Source organism: Pseudomonas sp. R19M (genome assembly GCF_050312585.1).
GTDB classification, from domain to species: Bacteria; Pseudomonadota; Gammaproteobacteria; order Pseudomonadales; family Pseudomonadaceae; genus Aquipseudomonas; species Aquipseudomonas palleroniana.
Genome location: NZ_JBNPJV010000074.1, coordinates 45831 through 62681, shown reverse-complemented (window position 1 = coordinate 62681; position 16851 = coordinate 45831). Strand labels below are relative to the sequence as shown.

At 61.1% G+C, this 16851-nt stretch carries 14 protein-coding genes; 7 read left to right on the top strand and 7 right to left on the bottom strand.

Going from position 1 to position 16851, the window contains the following annotated elements:
• Window positions 1–47: 47 nt before the first annotated feature.
• A complete protein-coding gene (locus ACQRBT_RS15980) occupies window positions 48–1088 on the bottom strand; it encodes a DUF2066 domain-containing protein (protein WP_412047146.1) in 1041 nt (346 codons plus the stop codon).
• A 353-nt stretch (window positions 1089–1441) separates the two neighbouring features.
• Here ACQRBT_RS15980 and purM point away from each other — a divergent pair, with 353 nt between their 5' ends.
• The 7 genes from purM to ACQRBT_RS15945 all read left to right on the top strand — a co-directional run bounded on the left by purM (window position 1442) and on the right by ACQRBT_RS15945 (window position 9785).
• Complete coding sequence (gene purM / locus ACQRBT_RS15975; RefSeq protein ID WP_060756094.1) at window positions 1442–2500, top strand: phosphoribosylformylglycinamidine cyclo-ligase; 1059 nt, start codon at window positions 1442–1444, stop codon at window positions 2498–2500.
• Complete coding sequence (purN, locus tag ACQRBT_RS15970; RefSeq protein WP_060756095.1) at window positions 2500–3150, top strand: phosphoribosylglycinamide formyltransferase; 651 nt, start codon at window positions 2500–2502, stop codon at window positions 3148–3150. Before purM ends, purN begins: the two co-directional genes overlap by 1 nt.
• 8 nt (window positions 3151–3158) lie before the next feature.
• Window positions 3159–3872 (top strand): DUF3108 domain-containing protein, encoded by a 714-nt coding sequence (locus ACQRBT_RS15965; RefSeq protein WP_060756096.1) that lies wholly within the window; start codon window positions 3159–3161, stop codon window positions 3870–3872.
• A 264-nt stretch (window positions 3873–4136) separates the two neighbouring features.
• Window positions 4137–4325, top strand: a complete 189-nt coding sequence (locus ACQRBT_RS15960) for a hypothetical protein (RefSeq protein ID WP_060756097.1) — start codon at window positions 4137–4139, stop codon at window positions 4323–4325.
• A gap of 207 nt (window positions 4326–4532) precedes the next feature.
• Window positions 4533–6461 (top strand): IucA/IucC family protein, encoded by a 1929-nt coding sequence (locus ACQRBT_RS15955; protein ID WP_412047145.1) that lies wholly within the window; start codon window positions 4533–4535, stop codon window positions 6459–6461.
• Window positions 6451–7662, top strand: coding sequence for an MFS transporter (locus ACQRBT_RS15950; RefSeq protein ID WP_161549106.1), 1212 nt, complete (start codon window positions 6451–6453; stop codon window positions 7660–7662). Before ACQRBT_RS15955 ends, ACQRBT_RS15950 begins: the two co-directional genes overlap by 11 nt.
• Window positions 7663–7673: 11 nt before the next feature.
• Complete coding sequence (locus ACQRBT_RS15945; RefSeq protein ID WP_412047144.1) at window positions 7674–9785, top strand: TonB-dependent receptor; 2112 nt, start codon at window positions 7674–7676, stop codon at window positions 9783–9785.
• Window positions 9786–9844: 59 nt separating this feature from the next.
• Here the strand turns inward: ACQRBT_RS15945 and ACQRBT_RS15940 are convergent, their stop codons facing one another.
• The 6 genes from ACQRBT_RS15940 to ACQRBT_RS15915 all read right to left on the bottom strand — a co-directional run bounded on the left by ACQRBT_RS15940 (window position 9845) and on the right by ACQRBT_RS15915 (window position 16845).
• Complete coding sequence (locus ACQRBT_RS15940; RefSeq protein ID WP_060756101.1) at window positions 9845–10390, bottom strand: DUF2058 domain-containing protein; 546 nt, start codon at window positions 10388–10390, stop codon at window positions 9845–9847.
• A 25-nt stretch (window positions 10391–10415) separates the two neighbouring features.
• Window positions 10416–11249: a nucleoside triphosphate pyrophosphohydrolase gene (gene mazG, locus ACQRBT_RS15935; protein WP_060756102.1), complete on the bottom strand. Its 834-nt coding sequence runs from the start codon at window positions 11247–11249 to the stop codon at window positions 10416–10418.
• Between the two features lie 136 nt (window positions 11250–11385).
• On the bottom strand, window positions 11386–13629 hold the full coding sequence (gene relA / locus ACQRBT_RS15930) for a GTP diphosphokinase (protein ID WP_161549104.1): 2244 nt from the start codon (window positions 13627–13629) through the stop codon (window positions 11386–11388).
• Between the two features lie 124 nt (window positions 13630–13753).
• Window positions 13754–15106 carry a 23S rRNA (uracil(1939)-C(5))-methyltransferase RlmD gene (rlmD, locus tag ACQRBT_RS15925; protein ID WP_090369441.1) on the bottom strand — a complete coding sequence of 451 codons (1353 nt, stop codon included), beginning with the start codon at window positions 15104–15106 and terminating at the stop codon, window positions 13754–13756.
• Window positions 15106–16008, bottom strand: a complete 903-nt coding sequence (cysM, locus tag ACQRBT_RS15920; RefSeq protein ID WP_060756105.1) for a cysteine synthase CysM — start codon at window positions 16006–16008, stop codon at window positions 15106–15108. Before cysM ends, rlmD begins: the two co-directional genes overlap by 1 nt.
• Window positions 16009–16239: 231 nt before the next feature.
• Window positions 16240–16845 carry a tRNA-uridine aminocarboxypropyltransferase gene (locus ACQRBT_RS15915; RefSeq protein ID WP_412047143.1) on the bottom strand — a complete coding sequence of 202 codons (606 nt, stop codon included), beginning with the start codon at window positions 16843–16845 and terminating at the stop codon, window positions 16240–16242.
• Window positions 16846–16851 lie beyond the last annotated feature (6 nt).

The window sequence follows — 16851 nt, the reverse complement described above, 5'->3', positions numbered from 1 at the left end:
CCATCTGTCAGTGACTGCCTTCCTCTATATAGAAGAAGGACGATTATTTACCAATGAAAACGTAGTTGCGCCTGCGGCTCGGGAGTTGCGGGCGCCTGGGAGCCATCTGCCACCGGCTGCTGGGCCGGCACCTGACCGGCAGGCACTTCCTGCAACTTGGCCAGGCTCAACTGAGTACGCAGTTGATCGGCACTGCCATTGACTCGATACACAATACGGCTGCCATCCACGAGCAGCGGCTGGCCCCCAAAGGGCTCCAGCAGATGGCCCAGGGCCGCGTAGCGCTCCAGGTTCATGCCCTGCACTTCCAGCAACTGCTCGGTACTGACACCGGGCTTGACGGCAAACCGTGGCGCCAGCTTTTCGCTGACGGCCAACATGACGGCATCGGCTACCGCTCCGGTATCGGCCCCCTGGGCGGTGCCCTGCTCGCTTTTGTCACCCAGCCACAGGCGCCATTTGGCCTGCCACTGATTGCCATCCTGGCGGGCGTGCACCGCCAGCAATGCATCGGCGCCGTAACGCTCGGAGGCTGCGCGCAGTGGCGTGGCATCCGCGCTTTCAAGATTGGGAGCGGTGGCGACCACCTGCTCATCCAGGTCGCCCAGCGGCAGGCGCAACGGCAAGCCACGATGTTGCGCGGCCCGGCGCAGGGCCTGGGCAACGGCTTGACCATCGCCGACCAGGCTGCTGCCGTCCGTGGAATCGTTGAGCCACCAGCCTAGAATCGACGGTCGGTTGCTGCCCCAGATTGCCAGGCCCGCCTGTCGCAACGCGCGATCGGTGCTGACCGGGTCGAAATCCACCTGCAGGCTTTCCGGCGGGCCGGCGTCGTAGCCGTACTGGGTAATGATCTGCTGCGGGTCTTTGCGAATCGCCGCCAGGCCCGGGCCATCGGCGGCCTTGGCGTCGCCGGTCAGGCGGATCACCAGGGTCTGCACGGCGCGCTGGGTCGCCTGGTCGCGCTCTTGGGGCGACTGGCTGCTGACAGGTTCAAGTACTTGATAGAGGCCATTGAGGGTTTCGGCATGACTCGCCAGGCTGACCAACGACAAACAGCCTGCAAAAAAGAATTTACACAAACGCATGGAAGATTCCCGAACGACAAAATTAACGGGTAGAACAGGCCGCCTGAACTCGGCTCGGCAAGGCTGTGACCACGCCGACCGACAAAACATTCACAGGAGCCCGGCAAGTTTTCGTACTGTCATAACGATAGCGGGTTAAGGCTATACCTTAATACACACGACGAGCGCGGCGATTAGCATTTTTAACCGCGTTTTTTAACCTTTATAGCCCTGCCCGTCGGCGCGAGGATGGCCGCTGCCCCTCAAGCCTGATAAAATCGCGCGCCTTCGCAGACCGTCAATGGCTGGGCCTTTTACCAAAAGCCCCTGGCCGCTCGGTCGTTACCCCTGAATCCCCCCTAAAGGCCTGGATCATGAGCAAGCAACCCTCCCTGAGCTACAAGGACGCCGGTGTAGACATCGACGCCGGTGAAGCATTGGTCGAACGCATCAAGAGCGTCGCCAAGCGCACTGCGCGCCCTGAAGTCATGGGCGGCCTGGGCGGTTTTGGTGCCCTCTGCGAAATCCCGGCCGGCTACAAGCAGCCTGTGCTGGTCTCCGGCACCGACGGCGTGGGCACCAAGCTGCGCCTGGCACTGAACCTGAACAAGCACGACAGCATCGGCATCGACCTGGTTGCCATGTGCGTCAACGACCTGGTGGTCTGCGGTGCCGAGCCCCTGTTCTTCCTCGACTACTACGCCACCGGCAAGCTGAACGTGGACACCGCTGCGCAAGTGGTCACCGGTATCGGCGCCGGTTGCGAACTGTCGGGTTGCTCCCTGGTCGGCGGCGAAACCGCTGAAATGCCAGGCATGTACGAAGGCGAAGACTACGACCTGGCCGGCTTCTGCGTTGGCGTCGTGGAAAAAGCCGAGATCATCGACGGCTCCAAAGTCGCCGCCGGTGACGCCCTGCTGGCACTGCCATCGTCCGGCCCGCACTCCAACGGTTACTCGCTGATCCGCAAGATCATCGAAGTGTCCGGCGCCGACATCGAAAACACCCAGCTCGACGGCAAGCCACTGACCGATCTGCTGATGGCCCCGACGCGCATCTACGTCAAGCCACTGCTCAAACTGATCAAGGACACCGGCGCCGTCAAGGCCATGGCGCACATCACCGGCGGCGGCCTGCTGGACAACATTCCACGCGTTCTGCCAAAAGGCGCTCAGGCGATCGTCGACGTGGCCAGCTGGCAGCGTCCTGCGGTATTCGACTGGCTGCAAGAAAAGGGCAACGTCGACGAAACCGAGATGCACCGCGTGCTGAACTGCGGCGTCGGCATGGTCATCTGCGTGGCGCAGGACCAGGTTGAAACCGCGCTGAACGTACTGCGCGAAGCCGGCGAGCAGCCTTGGGTCATCGGCCAGATCGCAACCGCCCCGGAAGGCGCGGCTCAGGTTGAACTGAAGAACCTCAAGGCCCATTGATGTCTCAGACCTGTGATGTCGTGGTGCTGCTTTCCGGCACCGGCAGTAACTTGCAGGCCCTGATCGACAGCACGCGCACCGGCGACAGCCCGGTGCGCATCGCTGCGGTGATTTCCAACCGCAGCGACGCCTACGGCCTGCAACGCGCCAGGGACGCGGGTATTGAAACCCGAGACCTGGATCACAAGGCTTTCGACGGCCGCGAAGCCTTCGACAGCGCCTTGATCGAACTCATCGACGCCTTCAACCCCAAACTCGTGGTCCTTGCCGGCTTCATGCGCATTCTCAGCGCTGGCTTCGTGCGCCACTATGAAGGGCGCCTGCTCAATATCCACCCTTCCCTGCTGCCCAAGTACAAAGGCATGCACACCCATCAGCGTGCGCTCGACGCCGGCGACACCGAGCATGGCTGCAGCGTGCACTTCGTTACCGAGGAACTCGATGGCGGACCTCTGGTCGTACAGGCAGTGGTTCCGGTAGAGTCGACAGACTCAGCGCAGACGCTTGCGCAACGGGTTCACGCCCAGGAACACAAGATTTACCCGCTGGCAGTTCGCTGGTTTGCCGAGGGTCGGTTGATTCTTGGTGCGCAGGGTGCATTATTGGACGGCCAGTTACTTGCGGCCAGCGGCCACTTGATTCGAACCTAGGAGATTTTATGCGTCGCGCCTTGCTCTTCGCTTTTGCGCTGTTTGCTTTGCCAGCCGTGCAAGCAGCAGATTTACACCCTTTCTCCGCCAGCTACACCGCCGACTGGAAACAGTTGCCCATGAGTGGTTCGGCTGAACGCAGCCTGACCCACAACAGCGATGGCACCTGGACCTTGAACTTCAAGGCGTCCATGATGATCGCCAGTCTCACCGAAACCAGCGTGATCAAGGTTGAGAAGGACGCTCTGCAACCCAAGAGCTACACCTTCGAACGCGGCGGCCTGGGCAAGGCGAAGAAGATCAACCTGGACTTCGACTACTCGACCAACAAAATCACCGGCTTCGAAAACAAAGACCCGGTCAACGTCACCCTCGAAAGCGGCATGCTCGACAAGTCGACCTATCAGTTGGCCTTGCAACGCGATGTGGCTGCCGGCAAAAAAAGCATGAGCTACCGCGTGGCTGAGGGCACCGACACCGACACCTACGACTTCCGCGTGATTGGCCCGGAAAAAGTCCAGACCAAGGCCGGCTCGATTGATGCAATCAAGGTTGAGCGCGTGCGCGATCCGTCGCAGACCAAACGCATCACCCAAATGTGGTTCGCCAAGGACTGGGGCGGCATCCTGGTTGCCCTGCGCCAGGTCGAAACCGACGGCAAGGAATACAACATCATGCTGTTGGACGGCACCGTTGACGGCAAGCCTGTCAAAGGCAACTGACCGAACGACACGACGAAGAGCCTCGCGAATGCGGGGCTTTTTTTCGCCTGTCGATTAGCCAATCGGCGGATGCCAACATGAAACTTCTGTCATAAAACTCCAGCCTCTGCGACGCAATGTCGCTATTTGCGCGGCCTGCAGGACTGTTGCAGTTTCCGCAAGTAATTGTTGCGCGCAAAATCAGTTTACTTAGCAAGCTAACAAAACATATAACAAAGGCCTGCGACGACTTGCCGCAGATCAACCAGAGATTGGAGCAAGCAGATGACTGTAAAAGTAACTGAACGCGACGACGAACATATGTCCCACGAAGCGGTAGCTCACGGGATTCACATCTGGGATGTCCATCAGCAAGACGTATTGGTCGGTATGTTTCATAACGAGAGCGATGCCAACAATTATAAAAACGAGCTCGAAATTCTCGAAATGAAACGCCAGGCACAAAGCTCCTGAAACTCTGAAATTCGAGTAGGCCCCCAGCCCACGCAGCTGAGGCCCCTACCGCCCAAAAACCCCGCCCTCGAGCGGGGTTTTTCGTTTTGGTCATCGGCATCGCGCATAAACGATTCAGTTGTATGCAGCAACAAATAGACAACTGGTAATGATTCTCGATAATATTCGCGCACTTTTCAGCCGCCACATGACCAAAGGGAGTTCATCATGTCGAATGAATACAGCAGTGCACCGGAGCAATCATTGCTTAAACGCTGGGGGGAAGCCCTGGCGACTCCGCAATTTCTGGCTCATCGTATAACTCTCGACACACTGATCGACACCCTCGTACCCGCAGCACAACGCAGCTTTCAACGCCTGATCCAGGCCCTGTTTCGTGAAGGGCTGCTGGACTCCAACGCACTCACCTATGACCAGCAAGGTCACTGCCGGCTACCACTGTCCGATCACGCCCATCTGCATTTCGAGCACCTGCGCCCAGGTCGCATGGCCAGTTGGGACCTGCGTGGCCCGATCACGCTTTGCCAAGTCAATCTGGCGGACCAGAAGATCCAATTCCCCTCGCAGTTGCTGACGTTGCTTAACGACGCCCTCGAGACGCCTGCCGACCCGCAGGTTCTGAACCGCCTCAATACCGAGATCGACGACAGTTTCGTCAACGACACGCTGTGCCTGGCGTTTCACGAGCAATGGAGCCTCAGGCTGCACGCCTCGATGAGCGCGGCCCATCAGGCCAACCTGCTGCGCTACCTCAAGGACGAACCCAGCGTTGCCAACCCGACTTCCGTGCTTGAACAGTGGGGCACGCTGGGTCACCCCTGGCACCCCAACTACAAAACCAAACTGGGCCTGGGCACCGATCAAGTGATTGATTTCTCACCCGAGTTCGAAGCGCGTTTCCCGGTCATCCTCTGTGCGTTGCACCGCCAGTACGCTCACGTCGAAACGCTGGCGGGTACCGCGGATTACTGGCAGTGGTGGCAAACCCAGTTTCCCCACGCGGCGCAACAACTGGTGGCCGAACTCACCGCCCAGGGCCTTGAAGCCGGCGACTATCTGCCGCTGCCCGCCCACCCTTGGCAAGCTCGCCAGGAGCTTCCCCAATTGTTCGCCAACGAGAGAGGTGACCGTCTGCTGGTGCTGACCAATATCGTCGCGTTCACCGCCCACCCCACCATGTCCTTCCGGACGGTCTTGCCTGAAGGCCGGGCTGACGCCCCTATGGTCAAGCTTCCTGTTTCGCTGCGCCTGACCAGCGTACAGCGCACGGTGTCGCCGCGTTCGGCGCGCATGGGCCCGCGCATCAGCCAGTTGCTGCTGACGATCCTGGCGCGCGAGCCCGCGATTCAAAAGGTGCTGAGCATCGTGCCCGAGCGGATCGGTGTGCATTTCAAGCCTCAACCAGCCAATGACGAACATTCCCGCCATCTGGCCGTGCTTTACCGCGACAACCCCCTGAGTCAGCTTCAACCGGGGGAGCTGGCCATTCCGGTAGGCAGCCTGTTTGCCATCGACCAACACGGGCAGCCGCTGCTGAGGCAGTGGGTACGCCTGAGCAAAGGCCGGGACGATGCCGACGCCATGCTCGGGTTCTTTCGCGACTACGCCTCAATCGCCCTGCCAGCCCTGCTCGGCATGTACCTGCGCTATGGCGTCGCATTCGAGGCCCACCAGCAGAACTCCTTCATGGTCATGGCTGCGGACGGGCAGTTGAGCCGCCTGCTACTGCGTGATTTCGGCGATATCCGCATCGACCGCCAGACCTTGCACGCCCAAGGCCTGGACATCGAGCTGCATGATCCCAAGATGACCCTGTACGACGATGCGGGCTTTGTACGCGACAAACTGTTGCACACCGTCTTCATGTGCCACTTGGGCGAACTGGTGCTGCTCAGCGCACGTTATTTCGATATGCCCCAGGCGCTGCTCTGGAACGAACTGGCGGCCCAAGTCAGCCAGTGCTTTGACCAATTGCGCGACGTCGTCGCCCCCCAACGCTGGGAAGCCGAACGCAAAGCGCTGCTGGAGCAGGCATGGCCGGCCAAGTCCTTCATGCGCATGCGTTTGCTGGAGAGCCACGCGGATATCGTCGGGCGCCTGCCGAACCCGCTGAGTGCCGACACACATGCCCACTAACAGCACAGCGCTGCGGCTGCTGGTAGTGATCCAGCTGGTATCGATGGGGGCGATGGAAATGAGTGGCCCCTTCTGGCCCCTGCAGATCCAGAAGTTGCTTGGCGACGCCAATGCCCACTACACCGGCCTGCTTTCGTCGCTGGTGTATGCCGGGCCGATGATGGCGGCGATGATCCTGACGCCCCTGTGGGGGCGCCTGGGTGACCGCACCGGCCACAAGCCCATGATCATTCGGGCCCTGCTCGCACTGGCGGCCTGCCAGGCGCTGGCCGCCATCACCTTCGATCCCTGGCTGTTGGTGGCCATCCGTGTGGCGCAGGGCGCGCTGGCCGGCTTTATCGCGGCGGCTCAAGCCTACGCATTGGCCTGCTGTGGCGACAGCGGGCGCGGTCACATCATGGCGCGCCTGCAGTCGGCGACCGCCGTGGGTTCATTGGCCGGTCCTGTATTGGGCGGCTGGCTGATGGATGTCTCGGGGTTCGCCCTGCTCTGCTACAGCGCCACGGCCGTTTGCCTGTCGTGTGCGGTGGTCAGCCTGTTCTTGCCCGGCGATACCCGGCGCGTGCGCTCGAAACACAAGTCCACGCCCACCGCCCTGCCCAAAGGCTGGCTTGGGGCGATGCTGGGGATCATCGTGCTGATCCAGGCCGCCAAGATGATGCCCCAGCCGTTTTATGCCTTGTACGTCGCCGATGTCTTACACGCACCGGCCTGGTTGATTGGTGCCAGCTATGCCGCCAGCGCATTGACCCTGGCGCTGTCGGCGCCCCTGTGGGGCCGCCTGTTTGACCGGCACCCACCGGCATACACGCTGCGCATCATCGAATGGGTCACATGGGCCTGTGCCTTGACCCTGGCGTGCACCGCAATCGCCAGCGAATGGTTCGGCTTCCTCGCCAGCCGGTTGCTCTGGGGCCTGTGGCAAGGCGCGCTGTTGCCGGTTGCCTACACATTGATCGCCAACACCGTCGCGCCCGCGCAACAAGGTTTTGCCCTGGGCCTGGGTAACAGCGCCGCCAAGGCGGGTGCCCTGTGCGGCGCCTTGCTGGGCGGCATCGGCATGGGAATGGTCGGCCTGGCCCACAGCTTCTGGCTGGTCGCGCTCACCTACGCCCTGGCTGCCCTGGGTATCCGCGCCATCCGCTCGTACACCCGCACACCCGTGATATCCGTTTTTTCTGTCAATACTTCTAATAATTGAAAGGCATGGTAATGAAAAAATCGCAATGGGCAGCACTGTTGCCTCTGATCGGCTCCATCAGTACACCCGCTTGGGCCGACTCATCCGAAGCTGCGCCCACTAACCTGCAATTACAAGCCACCGTCGTCTCGGCTACGCGCAGTGAAACCAGCATTGCCGCGATCCCAGGCTCGGTGCAGGTGATCGATGAAGCCCAGATCCGCCAGCAAGCGGGCGCAGGGCGACGGGTGGCGGATATCCTCGGGCAACTGGTACCCGGCATTTCGCCGTCCAGCGGCGGTATGAGCAACTTCGGCCAGACCCTGCGCGGGCGTAACACGCTGATCCTGATCGACGGCGTATCCCAGAACGCGACGCGCGACAACTTCCGCCAACTCAACAGCGTGGCACCGGAAAGCATCGAGCGCATCGAAGTGATCTCCGGCGCGAGCAGCGTCTACGGGGCCGGAGCTTCGGGCGGTATCATCAACATCATCACCAAGCGCAACAAAGGTGAAGACCTCGCGTTCAGCAGCAAGATCGGCATGACCGCCGGCAACAATCTAAGCCACAAGGGGTTCGCCTACGAGGCGTTCCAAAGTGCCACAGGGCGCAAGGGTCCCGTGGACTGGTACGTGTCGGCCAACGGCGTACAACGCAACGACCAGTTCGATGGCAACGGCAAGCGCATCCCCCAGGACACGTCCCAGGGCAGCAACATGGACACCGATACCTACGACCTTCAAGGCCGCTTCGGCTACGAGCTGGATGACGACAAGAAGATCAGCCTGTCGCTGCAAGACTATAAAGATGAACAGGACACCCGTTACACCAAGGACCCACGCAACAGCAACACCGCCGTTGCCGTAAAAGGCCTGGACCTGGACGACCAACCGTTCACCCACAACCAGGCGGTCAACCTCAATTACACCGACAGGGATTTCTACGGCCAGGGCCTGCAAGTCGAAAGTTACTGGCGCCGTGCCGACGAGCTGTTCTTCCCGGACCTGTCGCGGGGCCGCGCCGGTGTTTCCGATAACAACAGCGTGCAGGACGTCTACGGCCTGCGTGCAGCCATCGACACGCAGATGCCCGACATCGGCCCAGCGACCGGCAACCTGGTCTGGGGCGCTGACTATGACCACGAAACCTCACGCCAGCGTGGCGATCAATACCGGGTCAATGGCCTGACCTACACCAAGACCGGCACCACCTTCGAGCTGGGGCCGGACATCACGACCACCACCAAGGCGATTTTTGGTCAGCTGTCCTACGACATCGACGACTGGACCCTGCGTGGCGGCGTCCGACGCGAGTGGATCGAAAGCAACGTTGCCGACAGCATTGCCTATGGGGAAATCGTTCAGACCGGCAACCGGGCAACCCTGCCGGGCGGCACCCTGAAATACGACGACACCCTCTACAACCTCGGTGCGGTGTACCACCTGAGCGAAAACCAGGATGTGTTCGTCAACTTCAGCCAGGGCTTTTCCCTGCCGGATATCCAGCGTTTCCTGCGGGACGTCAACAGCCAGTACGACATCCAGAAACTCAATGCCCAAGCGCTCAAGGTCGACAGCTATGAATTGGGCTGGCGCGGCAACTGGGACAAGTGGCTGGCCAGCGTCACGGCGTACGAAAACACCTCGGACGTCACCCAGTTCTATGACGCGAATGACCGCGTATTGCGCCTGATCAACCAGAAAGAACGTGTACGCGGTATCGAAACCAGCCTGACCTACAACGTCACTGATCAATGGTCGGTCGGCGGCACGTACGCCTATGCAAAAGGCGAGACCCAGCAGAACGGTAAATGGATCGACCTGCCTGCCACACGCATCTCCCCGGCCAAGACCACCGCCTTTGTCGGCTATAACCACGACGATTACAGCCTGCGCCTGCAAGCCATGCGCCTGGACGACTATGATGCCGCGTTCAAGGACAACAACGGTCGCGATATCCAGGGTTACACCCTGGTCGACCTGCTGGGTTCGGTCAGGCTGCCGGTGGGTCGCCTGGAAGGGGCCATCTATAACCTCAGCAACCGCAACTACCAGAACATGTTCGCCCAGGCCAACGCGCGTGCGCCGTACCCGAATGCCGAGGGTCGTACCTTCAGCGTGAGTTACGCCGTGGATTGGTAATACGCTTGGCTGAAAGCACAAACCCCGCCTTTTGAGCGGGGTTTGTTGTTTCTAGGGCTTTACCACATCAGATCATCCGGGATCTGGTAGGCGGCGTACGGGTCATCCTCATCCGGCACCTGGCTTTCAGTCAGGATGTTGAGCTGCACGATACGCTCCGGCGCGCGCTCCTGGATCTTCAGAGCCGCTTCACGCGGGATCACTTCATAACCGCCGCCGTGGTGGACGATCGCCAGGGAGCCATTGCTCAGCTTGTTGCGCATCAAGGTGTTGACCGACAGGCGCTTGACCTTCTTGTCATCCACGAAGTTGTAGTAATCCTCGGTGGTCAGCTTCGGCAGGCGCGACGTCTCGATCAACTGCTTGACCTGCGCGGTGCGGGCCTTGGCCTCGGCTTTTTCCTGCTGCTGGCGGTTCAATTCCTGGTCGCGCTTGACCTTCTCGGCTTTCGCCTCGGCAGCCAGGCGGGCCTGGGTGTCATCGGCCTCGGCCTGGCCTTTGTGGACCAGGCGCTGCTGCTTCTGTTTCTCTTTGCCGACCTGCTTGGCCTGCTTTTGGTTGACCAGACCTGCTTTGAGCAACTGGTCGCGAAGGGAAAGGCTCATGGTGCTTACTCACTTAGGCAACTGCTCAACCGCAGTTGGACACGTTCTTTTCCTGACGTTTGGCTTCGCCCCACAGGGCGTCCAACTCTTCGAGGGTGCAATCTTCTATGGGACGCTGGGTATCGCGCAATGCCTGTTCGATAAATCGGAAACGTCGTTCAAACTTGGCATTGGCGCTGCGCAGCGCGGTTTCCGGGTCAACCTTGAGATGCCGGGCGAGGTTGACCGCTGCAAACAGCAGGTCGCCGACTTCATCCGCGATCGCGGCCGAGTCGTTATCAGCCATGGCTTCAAGCACTTCATCCAGCTCTTCGCGCACGTTATCCACCACTGGCAAGGCGGAAGGCCAGTCGAAACCGACCTGGCTGGCGCGCTTTTGCAATTTGGCGGCACGGGACAACGAAGGCAGTGCCGTGGGCACATCGTCCAGCAGGGAAAGCTGCAGCGGTGTATCGGACTTTTCTGCGCGCTCCTCAGCCTTGATCTGCTCCCAACGCTCCTTGACCTGCTCTTCGCTCAACCGCGGAACATCCAGCGGCGCATACAGATCGCCCGTCGGGAACACGTGAGGATGGCGACGAATCAATTTGCGCGTGATGCCGTCGATCACGCCGGCAAATTCGAAACGCCCCTCCTCCCGTGCCAACTGGCTGTAATACACCACCTGGAACAACAGGTCGCCCAGCTCACCTTGCAGATGGTCGAAGTCGCCGCGCTCGATGGCGTCGGCAACTTCATAAGCCTCCTCCAGGGTGTGCGGGACGATGGTCGCGTAGGTTTGCCTGATGTCCCACGGGCACCCGTATTGCGGGTCCCGCAGGCGGTTCATCAGGTACAGCAAGTCGTCTAGTGAATACATTGATCTCTATCCGCTGAAGATCAAATGTGGGAGGGGGCTTGCCCCCGATAGCGGTGGGTCAGCCAACATAGATGCCGACTGACCTGTCCTCATCGGGGGCAAGCCCCCTCCCACATTTCAGATGGTGCTGATCCATTCATGGTGTGCGGTTGCGCCGGGTCTCGATGATGTTCGGCAACTGGGAAATACGCCCCAACAACCGCCCCAGCGCATCCAGGCCCGGGATCTCGATCGTCAGGGACATCAACGCAGTGTTGTCCTCCTTGTTCGAACGGGTGTTGACCGCCAACACGTTGATCCGCTCGTTGAGCAGCACCTGGGACACATCACGCAGCAGGCCGGAACGGTCGTACGCACGAATCACGATGTCCACCGGATAGGTGAGCACCGGCACCGGCCCCCAACTGACCTGGATGATCCGTTCAGGCTCGCGCCCGGCCAACTGCAGCACCGAGGCACAGTCCTGCCGGTGAATGCTGACACCACGGCCCTGGGTGATGTAGCCGACGATGGCGTCCCCCGGCAACGGCTGGCAGCAGCCGGCCATTTGCGTCATCAGGTTGCCCACACCCTGGATCTGGATATCGCCACGCTTGCCGGGCTTGTAGCCGGCGGCTTTGCGTGGAATGAGTTCCAGCTGTTCGCTGCCGCGCTCCGGCTCGACCAACTGCTGGGCCAGGTTGACCAGTTGCGCCAGACGCAGGTCGCCAGCGCCCAGGGCGGCGAACATGTCTTCGGCAATCTTCATGTTGGCCTTTTCAGCCAGCTTGTCGAAGTCCACCTGCGGCAAGCCCAGGCGCGCCAGTTCGCGTTCAAGCAAGGTTTTACCGGCCGCGACGTTCTGGTCGCGTGCCTGCAATTTGAACCAGTGCACGATCTTCGCCCGCGCCCGCGACGTGGTGATGTAGCCCAGGTTCGGGTTCAGCCAGTCACGGCTCGGCGTACCATGCTTGCTGGTGATGATCTCGACCTGTTCACCGGTCTGCAGGGTGTAGTTGAGCGGCACGATCCGCCCGTTGATCTTGGCGCCGCGGCAGTTGTGGCCGATTTCAGTGTGTACGCGGTAGGCGAAGTCCAACGGCGTGGCGCCCTTGGGCAAGTCGATGGCATGGCCGTCGGGGGTGAAGATATAGACCCGGTCCGGTTCGATATCCACGCGCAGCTGTTCGGCCAGGCCGCCGATGTCGCCCAGTTCTTCGTGCCACTCCAGCACTTGGCGCAGCCAGGAGATCTTCTCTTCGTACTGGTTGGACCCGGCCTTGACGTCGGTGCCCTTGTAGCGCCAGTGCGCGCACACGCCCAGCTCCGCCTCTTCGTGCATGGCGTGGGTGCGGATCTGCACTTCCAGCACCTTGCCCTCGGGGCCGATTACCGCAGTGTGCAGCGAGCGGTAGCCGTTTTCCTTGGGGTTGGCGATGTAGTCGTCGAACTCCTTGGGAATGTGCCGCCACAAGGTGTGGACAATGCCCAGCGCGGTGTAGCAGTCGCGCATTTCCGGCACCAGCACGCGCACGGCGCGCACATCGTAGATCTGGCTGAAGGCCAGACCCTTGCGCTGCATTTTGCGCCAGATCGAATAGATGTGCTTGGCGCGGCCGCTGATATCGGCTTCGACGCCGGTGGCCTGCAACTCCGAGCGCAGCTGATTCATCACGTCGGAGATAAAGCGCTCGCGGTCGAGCCGCCGCTCATGCAGCAGTGTAGCGATCTGCTTGTATTGTTCGGGCTCGAGGTAGCGGAAGGACAAGTCCTCCAGCTCCCACTTGATATGGCCGATACCCAGGCGATGCGCCAGCGGCGCATAGATATCAAAGACTTCGCGCGCAACGCGGTTGCGCTTTTCATCATCGGCCGTCTTCACCGCCCGGATCGCGCAGGTACGCTCGGCCAGCTTGATCAGGGCGACGCGCACGTCGTCGACCATCGCCACCAGCATCTTGCGCAGGTTTTCCACCTGGCCCTGGGTGCCCATCACCATCGATTGGCGCGGGCTGAGGCTGGCACTGATGGCGGCCATGCGGGCCACGCCGTCGATGAGCTTGGCGACCAAGGCGCCAAAGCGCTGGCTGACGGTGGCCAGTTGGATATGCCCTTCACGCACACCGCGATAGAGCACGGCGGCGATCAGCGAATCCTGGTCGAGCTTGAGATCGGCGAGGATCTCGGCGATCTCAAGCCCGGTACGAAAGCTCGAAGTGCCCTCGGCCCACAGGTTCTTGGCCGCATTGTTTTGCTGCTCGGACTCACGAGCGAACTCGCAAGCGGCCTTCAAGGCTTCACGGTCCAGTGCCGGGTCGACACTGACGGCATGATCCAGCCATGCCTCGAGATTGATACTGCCGTCGGTGTTGATCGGCTGGTGTGCTCTCACCTGTACCATCTTGCTTACCTTCCCTACGACGCACCTTCGATGCGTCAAAAATCATCGCCGACCTTGTACTGCACTCTCCCCGGCAGGTCACAGGCCCTGGAGACTACAAGGCCGGTCGGATTAAACGGGCATCCTAGCCCGCTTCAAATAACGCCATGGCCTCGACATGCGCGGTTTGCGGAAACATGTCGAGGATCCCGGCACGCTTTAGCCGGTAGCCTTGCTTGACCAACTCAACGGTGTCCCGCGCCAGCGTGGCCGGGTTGCAGGACACATACACCAGACGCCTGGCCTTGAAGGTCGCAAGCTTGCGCACAACTTCCAGGGCACCGTCACGGGGTGGGTCCAAGAGTACCGCAGAAAAGCCTTGTTTGGCCCATTCTGTGTCAGTCAAAGGCTGGGACAAATCGGCCTGAAAAAACTGTGCGTTATGCAAATTATTGCTGACGGCATTGGCGGCCGCCCGGTCCACCATGGCCTGCACACCTTCCACCGCCACCACTTCACGCACCTGACGCGCAAGTGGCAGGGCGAAGTTGCCAAGCCCGCAAAACAAGTCCAGCACCCGCTCGTCGGGTTGTGGCGCCAGCCATTCCAGGGCCTGGGCGACCATCGCCGCGTTGACTGCGGCGTTGACCTGGACGAAATCGCCAGGCCGGTAAGCCAGCTCCAGATCCCACTGTTCCAATCGAAACCCCAAGACGGCATCGGCTTCGACCGGCTCCGGCTGTCCTTCGCCATGCAGCCACAGCTGGGCTTCATGGAAGGCACAAAATTCTTTCAAGAGCTGCAGGTCCGCTTCCGACAACGGCGCCATATGCCGCAGCAACACGGCGATGGAGGTACCACTGAACAACTCGACATGCCCCAGGGCCTGCGGTTTGCTCAGCCGGCGCAACAGGTTCGGCAAGCGCTGCATGATCGGCTGCAAGGCCTGTACCAGCACCGGGCAATCATCGATGGCGACGATGTCCTGGCTGGCCACGGCGCGAAAACCCACTTCAAGTTTTTTCGCCTTGGCATCCCAGCGCACGGCCACACGGGCGCGGCGACGGTAGCCAAATTCCGGGCCGCTCAAGGGCGCCGCCCATTCCTGCGGTTCAACACCGGCCACACGCGACAATTGCTCGGCGAGCATGCGCTGTTTCAGGGCAAGTTGTTCGGCATGGGGCAAGTGCTGCACGCTGCAGCCACCACAACGCCCCACGTGGGCACAGGGTGCCGGGCGCCGCAGTTCGCTGGCGGTGAATACGCGCTCGGTGCGCGCCTCGACGATCTTGCCATGAGCGCCCAACACCCGCGCTTCCACGTCCTCACCGGCCAGGGCGCCATTGACGAACCAGGTACGGCCTTCAAAGTACACAATGCCACGGCCGTCATTGGCCAGGCGCTCGATGGTCAGGCGTTGTTTCTTGCCCACCGGAATCTGCGGGGCCCGGCTACCGCCCGTCGGTTGGAAGCGCAGGCCTCTTTCGTGCTTGGCCATCAGTTGGGTTCGTCGAAAATGCCGGTCGACAGGTAACGGTCGCCTCGGTCACAGATGATCGCGACGATCACCGCGTTTTCCACTTCCCTGGACAAGCGCAGCATGCCCGCCACCGCGCCACCGGAGGACACGCCGCAGAAGATGCCTTCTTCACGGGCCAGACGGCGGGTGGTGTCTTCGGCTTCACGCTGGGCCATGTCGATGATGCGGTCTACGCGCGTCGCGCTGTAGATCTTCGGCAAGTACTCTTCGGGCCAACGGCGGATACCCGGGATCGACGCGCCCTCCATCGGTTGCAGGCCGACGATCTGGATCGCCGGGTTCTGCTCCTTGAGATAACGCGAGTTGCCCATGATGGTGCCGGTGGTGCCCATGGAGCTGACGAAATGAGTGATGGTGCCCTGGGTCTGGCGCCAGATTTCCGGGCCGGTGCTGGTGTAGTGCGCCTCAGGGTTATCGCCATTGGCGAACTGGTCCAGTACCAGGCCACGACCTTCGGCGGCCATACGCTCGGCGAGGTCACGCGCGCCTTCCATGCCTTCTTCCTGGGTGACCAGGATCAACTGGGCGCCATAGGCGGTCATCGCCGCCTTGCGTTCGGCGCTGCCGTTGTCGGGCATGATCAGGATCATCTTGTAGCCCTTGATCGCGGCAGCCATGGCCAGGGCGATCCCGGTGTTGCCGGAGGTGGCTTCGATCAGGGTGTCGCCAGGCTTGATCTGCCCGCGCAACTCGGCGCGGGTGATCATCGACAGCGCCGGGCGGTCTTTGACCGAGCCGGCCGGGTTGTTCCCTTCGAGCTTGAGCAACAGGGTATTGCTGGTTTCACCCGCCATGCGTTGCAAGCGGACCAGGGGCGTGTTGCCGACGCAATCGGCGATTGTTGGGTACTGCAAGGTCATGGCGTATTCGCAATCCAGACTGCGGGGGCGAACATCATACCGGGAAAGGTCGGCGGGCCATATCACGCAAAGTGTGGTGTTTATTACTTATTGGAATATGTGGATTAATGCGCGCCTGTACTACCGCTATCGGGAGCAAGCCCCCTCCCACAGAGGGCCGCATTTCAATGGTGTCACTCGATTCTCTGTGGGAGGGGGCTTGCTCCCGATAGCCGCACCTCGATCTCCGGGCTAACCCGACTGCCCATCACCATGATTTCTCTGAAACACCTCCTCACCCATCGCCGCAATCTGCCCCTCGATCAGCGCTTCAAAGGGTTTGAGCAACGGTTCGAACGATACCGGTGCTTCCAGCACCTGCAGCGCTTGCACAAGCGCCTCCAGCGTCGACAGCGCTCCCGGCCCCGGTGCCTTGCGCAGCCGGTAACGCGAAACACCGCCCTCGGCCAGTGTCACCCTCGGCAACGCCGCCAACAACGGATTGAGGTGCAACAGTTTACGCGCCTTGCGCCAGGTGCCATCGGGCACTACCAACAACAAGGGCTGCTCGTCCGGCGCATAGGCCTGCAAAGGCTGGGCATCATCCGCCGGAAACAACAACCGCGCCCGATAACCGGGCGGGTTCAGTAAAGTCGGCAAATCTGCAAACACCTCGCCCACCACCAACTGCGCATTGTTCAACCCCAACGCCGCCAAGCGGGCGGTATTCAGCGCATGGTTGACCTCGCTCGGGTGCTGCAACAGCAACACTCGCGTGCGACTGTCGAGGCAGGGAATCAACGGGCACAGGCAATGGGTGACGGGCCTGAGGCAACGGGAACATTGGGGTCTGGACATGATTTT

What these genes read in the sequence shown, in the direction of transcription:
- ACQRBT_RS15980 (WP_412047146.1), bottom strand. Translation starts at nt 1,088, where the DNA reads ATGCGTTTGTGTAAATTCTTTTTTGCAGGCTGTTTGTCGTTGGTCAGC.
- purM (WP_060756094.1), top strand. Translation starts at nt 1,442, where the DNA reads ATGAGCAAGCAACCCTCCCTGAGCTACAAGGACGCCGGTGTAGACATC.
- purN (WP_060756095.1), top strand. Translation starts at nt 2,500, where the DNA reads ATGTCTCAGACCTGTGATGTCGTGGTGCTGCTTTCCGGCACCGGCAGT.
- ACQRBT_RS15965 (WP_060756096.1), top strand. Translation starts at nt 3,159, where the DNA reads ATGCGTCGCGCCTTGCTCTTCGCTTTTGCGCTGTTTGCTTTGCCAGCC.
- ACQRBT_RS15960 (WP_060756097.1), top strand. Translation starts at nt 4,137, where the DNA reads ATGACTGTAAAAGTAACTGAACGCGACGACGAACATATGTCCCACGAA.
- ACQRBT_RS15955 (WP_412047145.1), top strand. Translation starts at nt 4,533, where the DNA reads ATGTCGAATGAATACAGCAGTGCACCGGAGCAATCATTGCTTAAACGC.
- ACQRBT_RS15950 (WP_161549106.1), top strand. Translation starts at nt 6,451, where the DNA reads ATGCCCACTAACAGCACAGCGCTGCGGCTGCTGGTAGTGATCCAGCTG.
- ACQRBT_RS15945 (WP_412047144.1), top strand. Translation starts at nt 7,674, where the DNA reads ATGAAAAAATCGCAATGGGCAGCACTGTTGCCTCTGATCGGCTCCATC.
- ACQRBT_RS15940 (WP_060756101.1), bottom strand. Translation starts at nt 10,390, where the DNA reads ATGAGCCTTTCCCTTCGCGACCAGTTGCTCAAAGCAGGTCTGGTCAAC.
- mazG (WP_060756102.1), bottom strand. Translation starts at nt 11,249, where the DNA reads ATGTATTCACTAGACGACTTGCTGTACCTGATGAACCGCCTGCGGGAC.
- relA (WP_161549104.1), bottom strand. Translation starts at nt 13,629, where the DNA reads ATGGTACAGGTGAGAGCACACCAGCCGATCAACACCGACGGCAGTATC.
- rlmD (WP_090369441.1), bottom strand. Translation starts at nt 15,106, where the DNA reads ATGGCCAAGCACGAAAGAGGCCTGCGCTTCCAACCGACGGGCGGTAGC.
- cysM (WP_060756105.1), bottom strand. Translation starts at nt 16,008, where the DNA reads ATGACCTTGCAGTACCCAACAATCGCCGATTGCGTCGGCAACACGCCC.
- ACQRBT_RS15915 (WP_412047143.1), bottom strand. Translation starts at nt 16,845, where the DNA reads ATGTCCAGACCCCAATGTTCCCGTTGCCTCAGGCCCGTCACCCATTGC.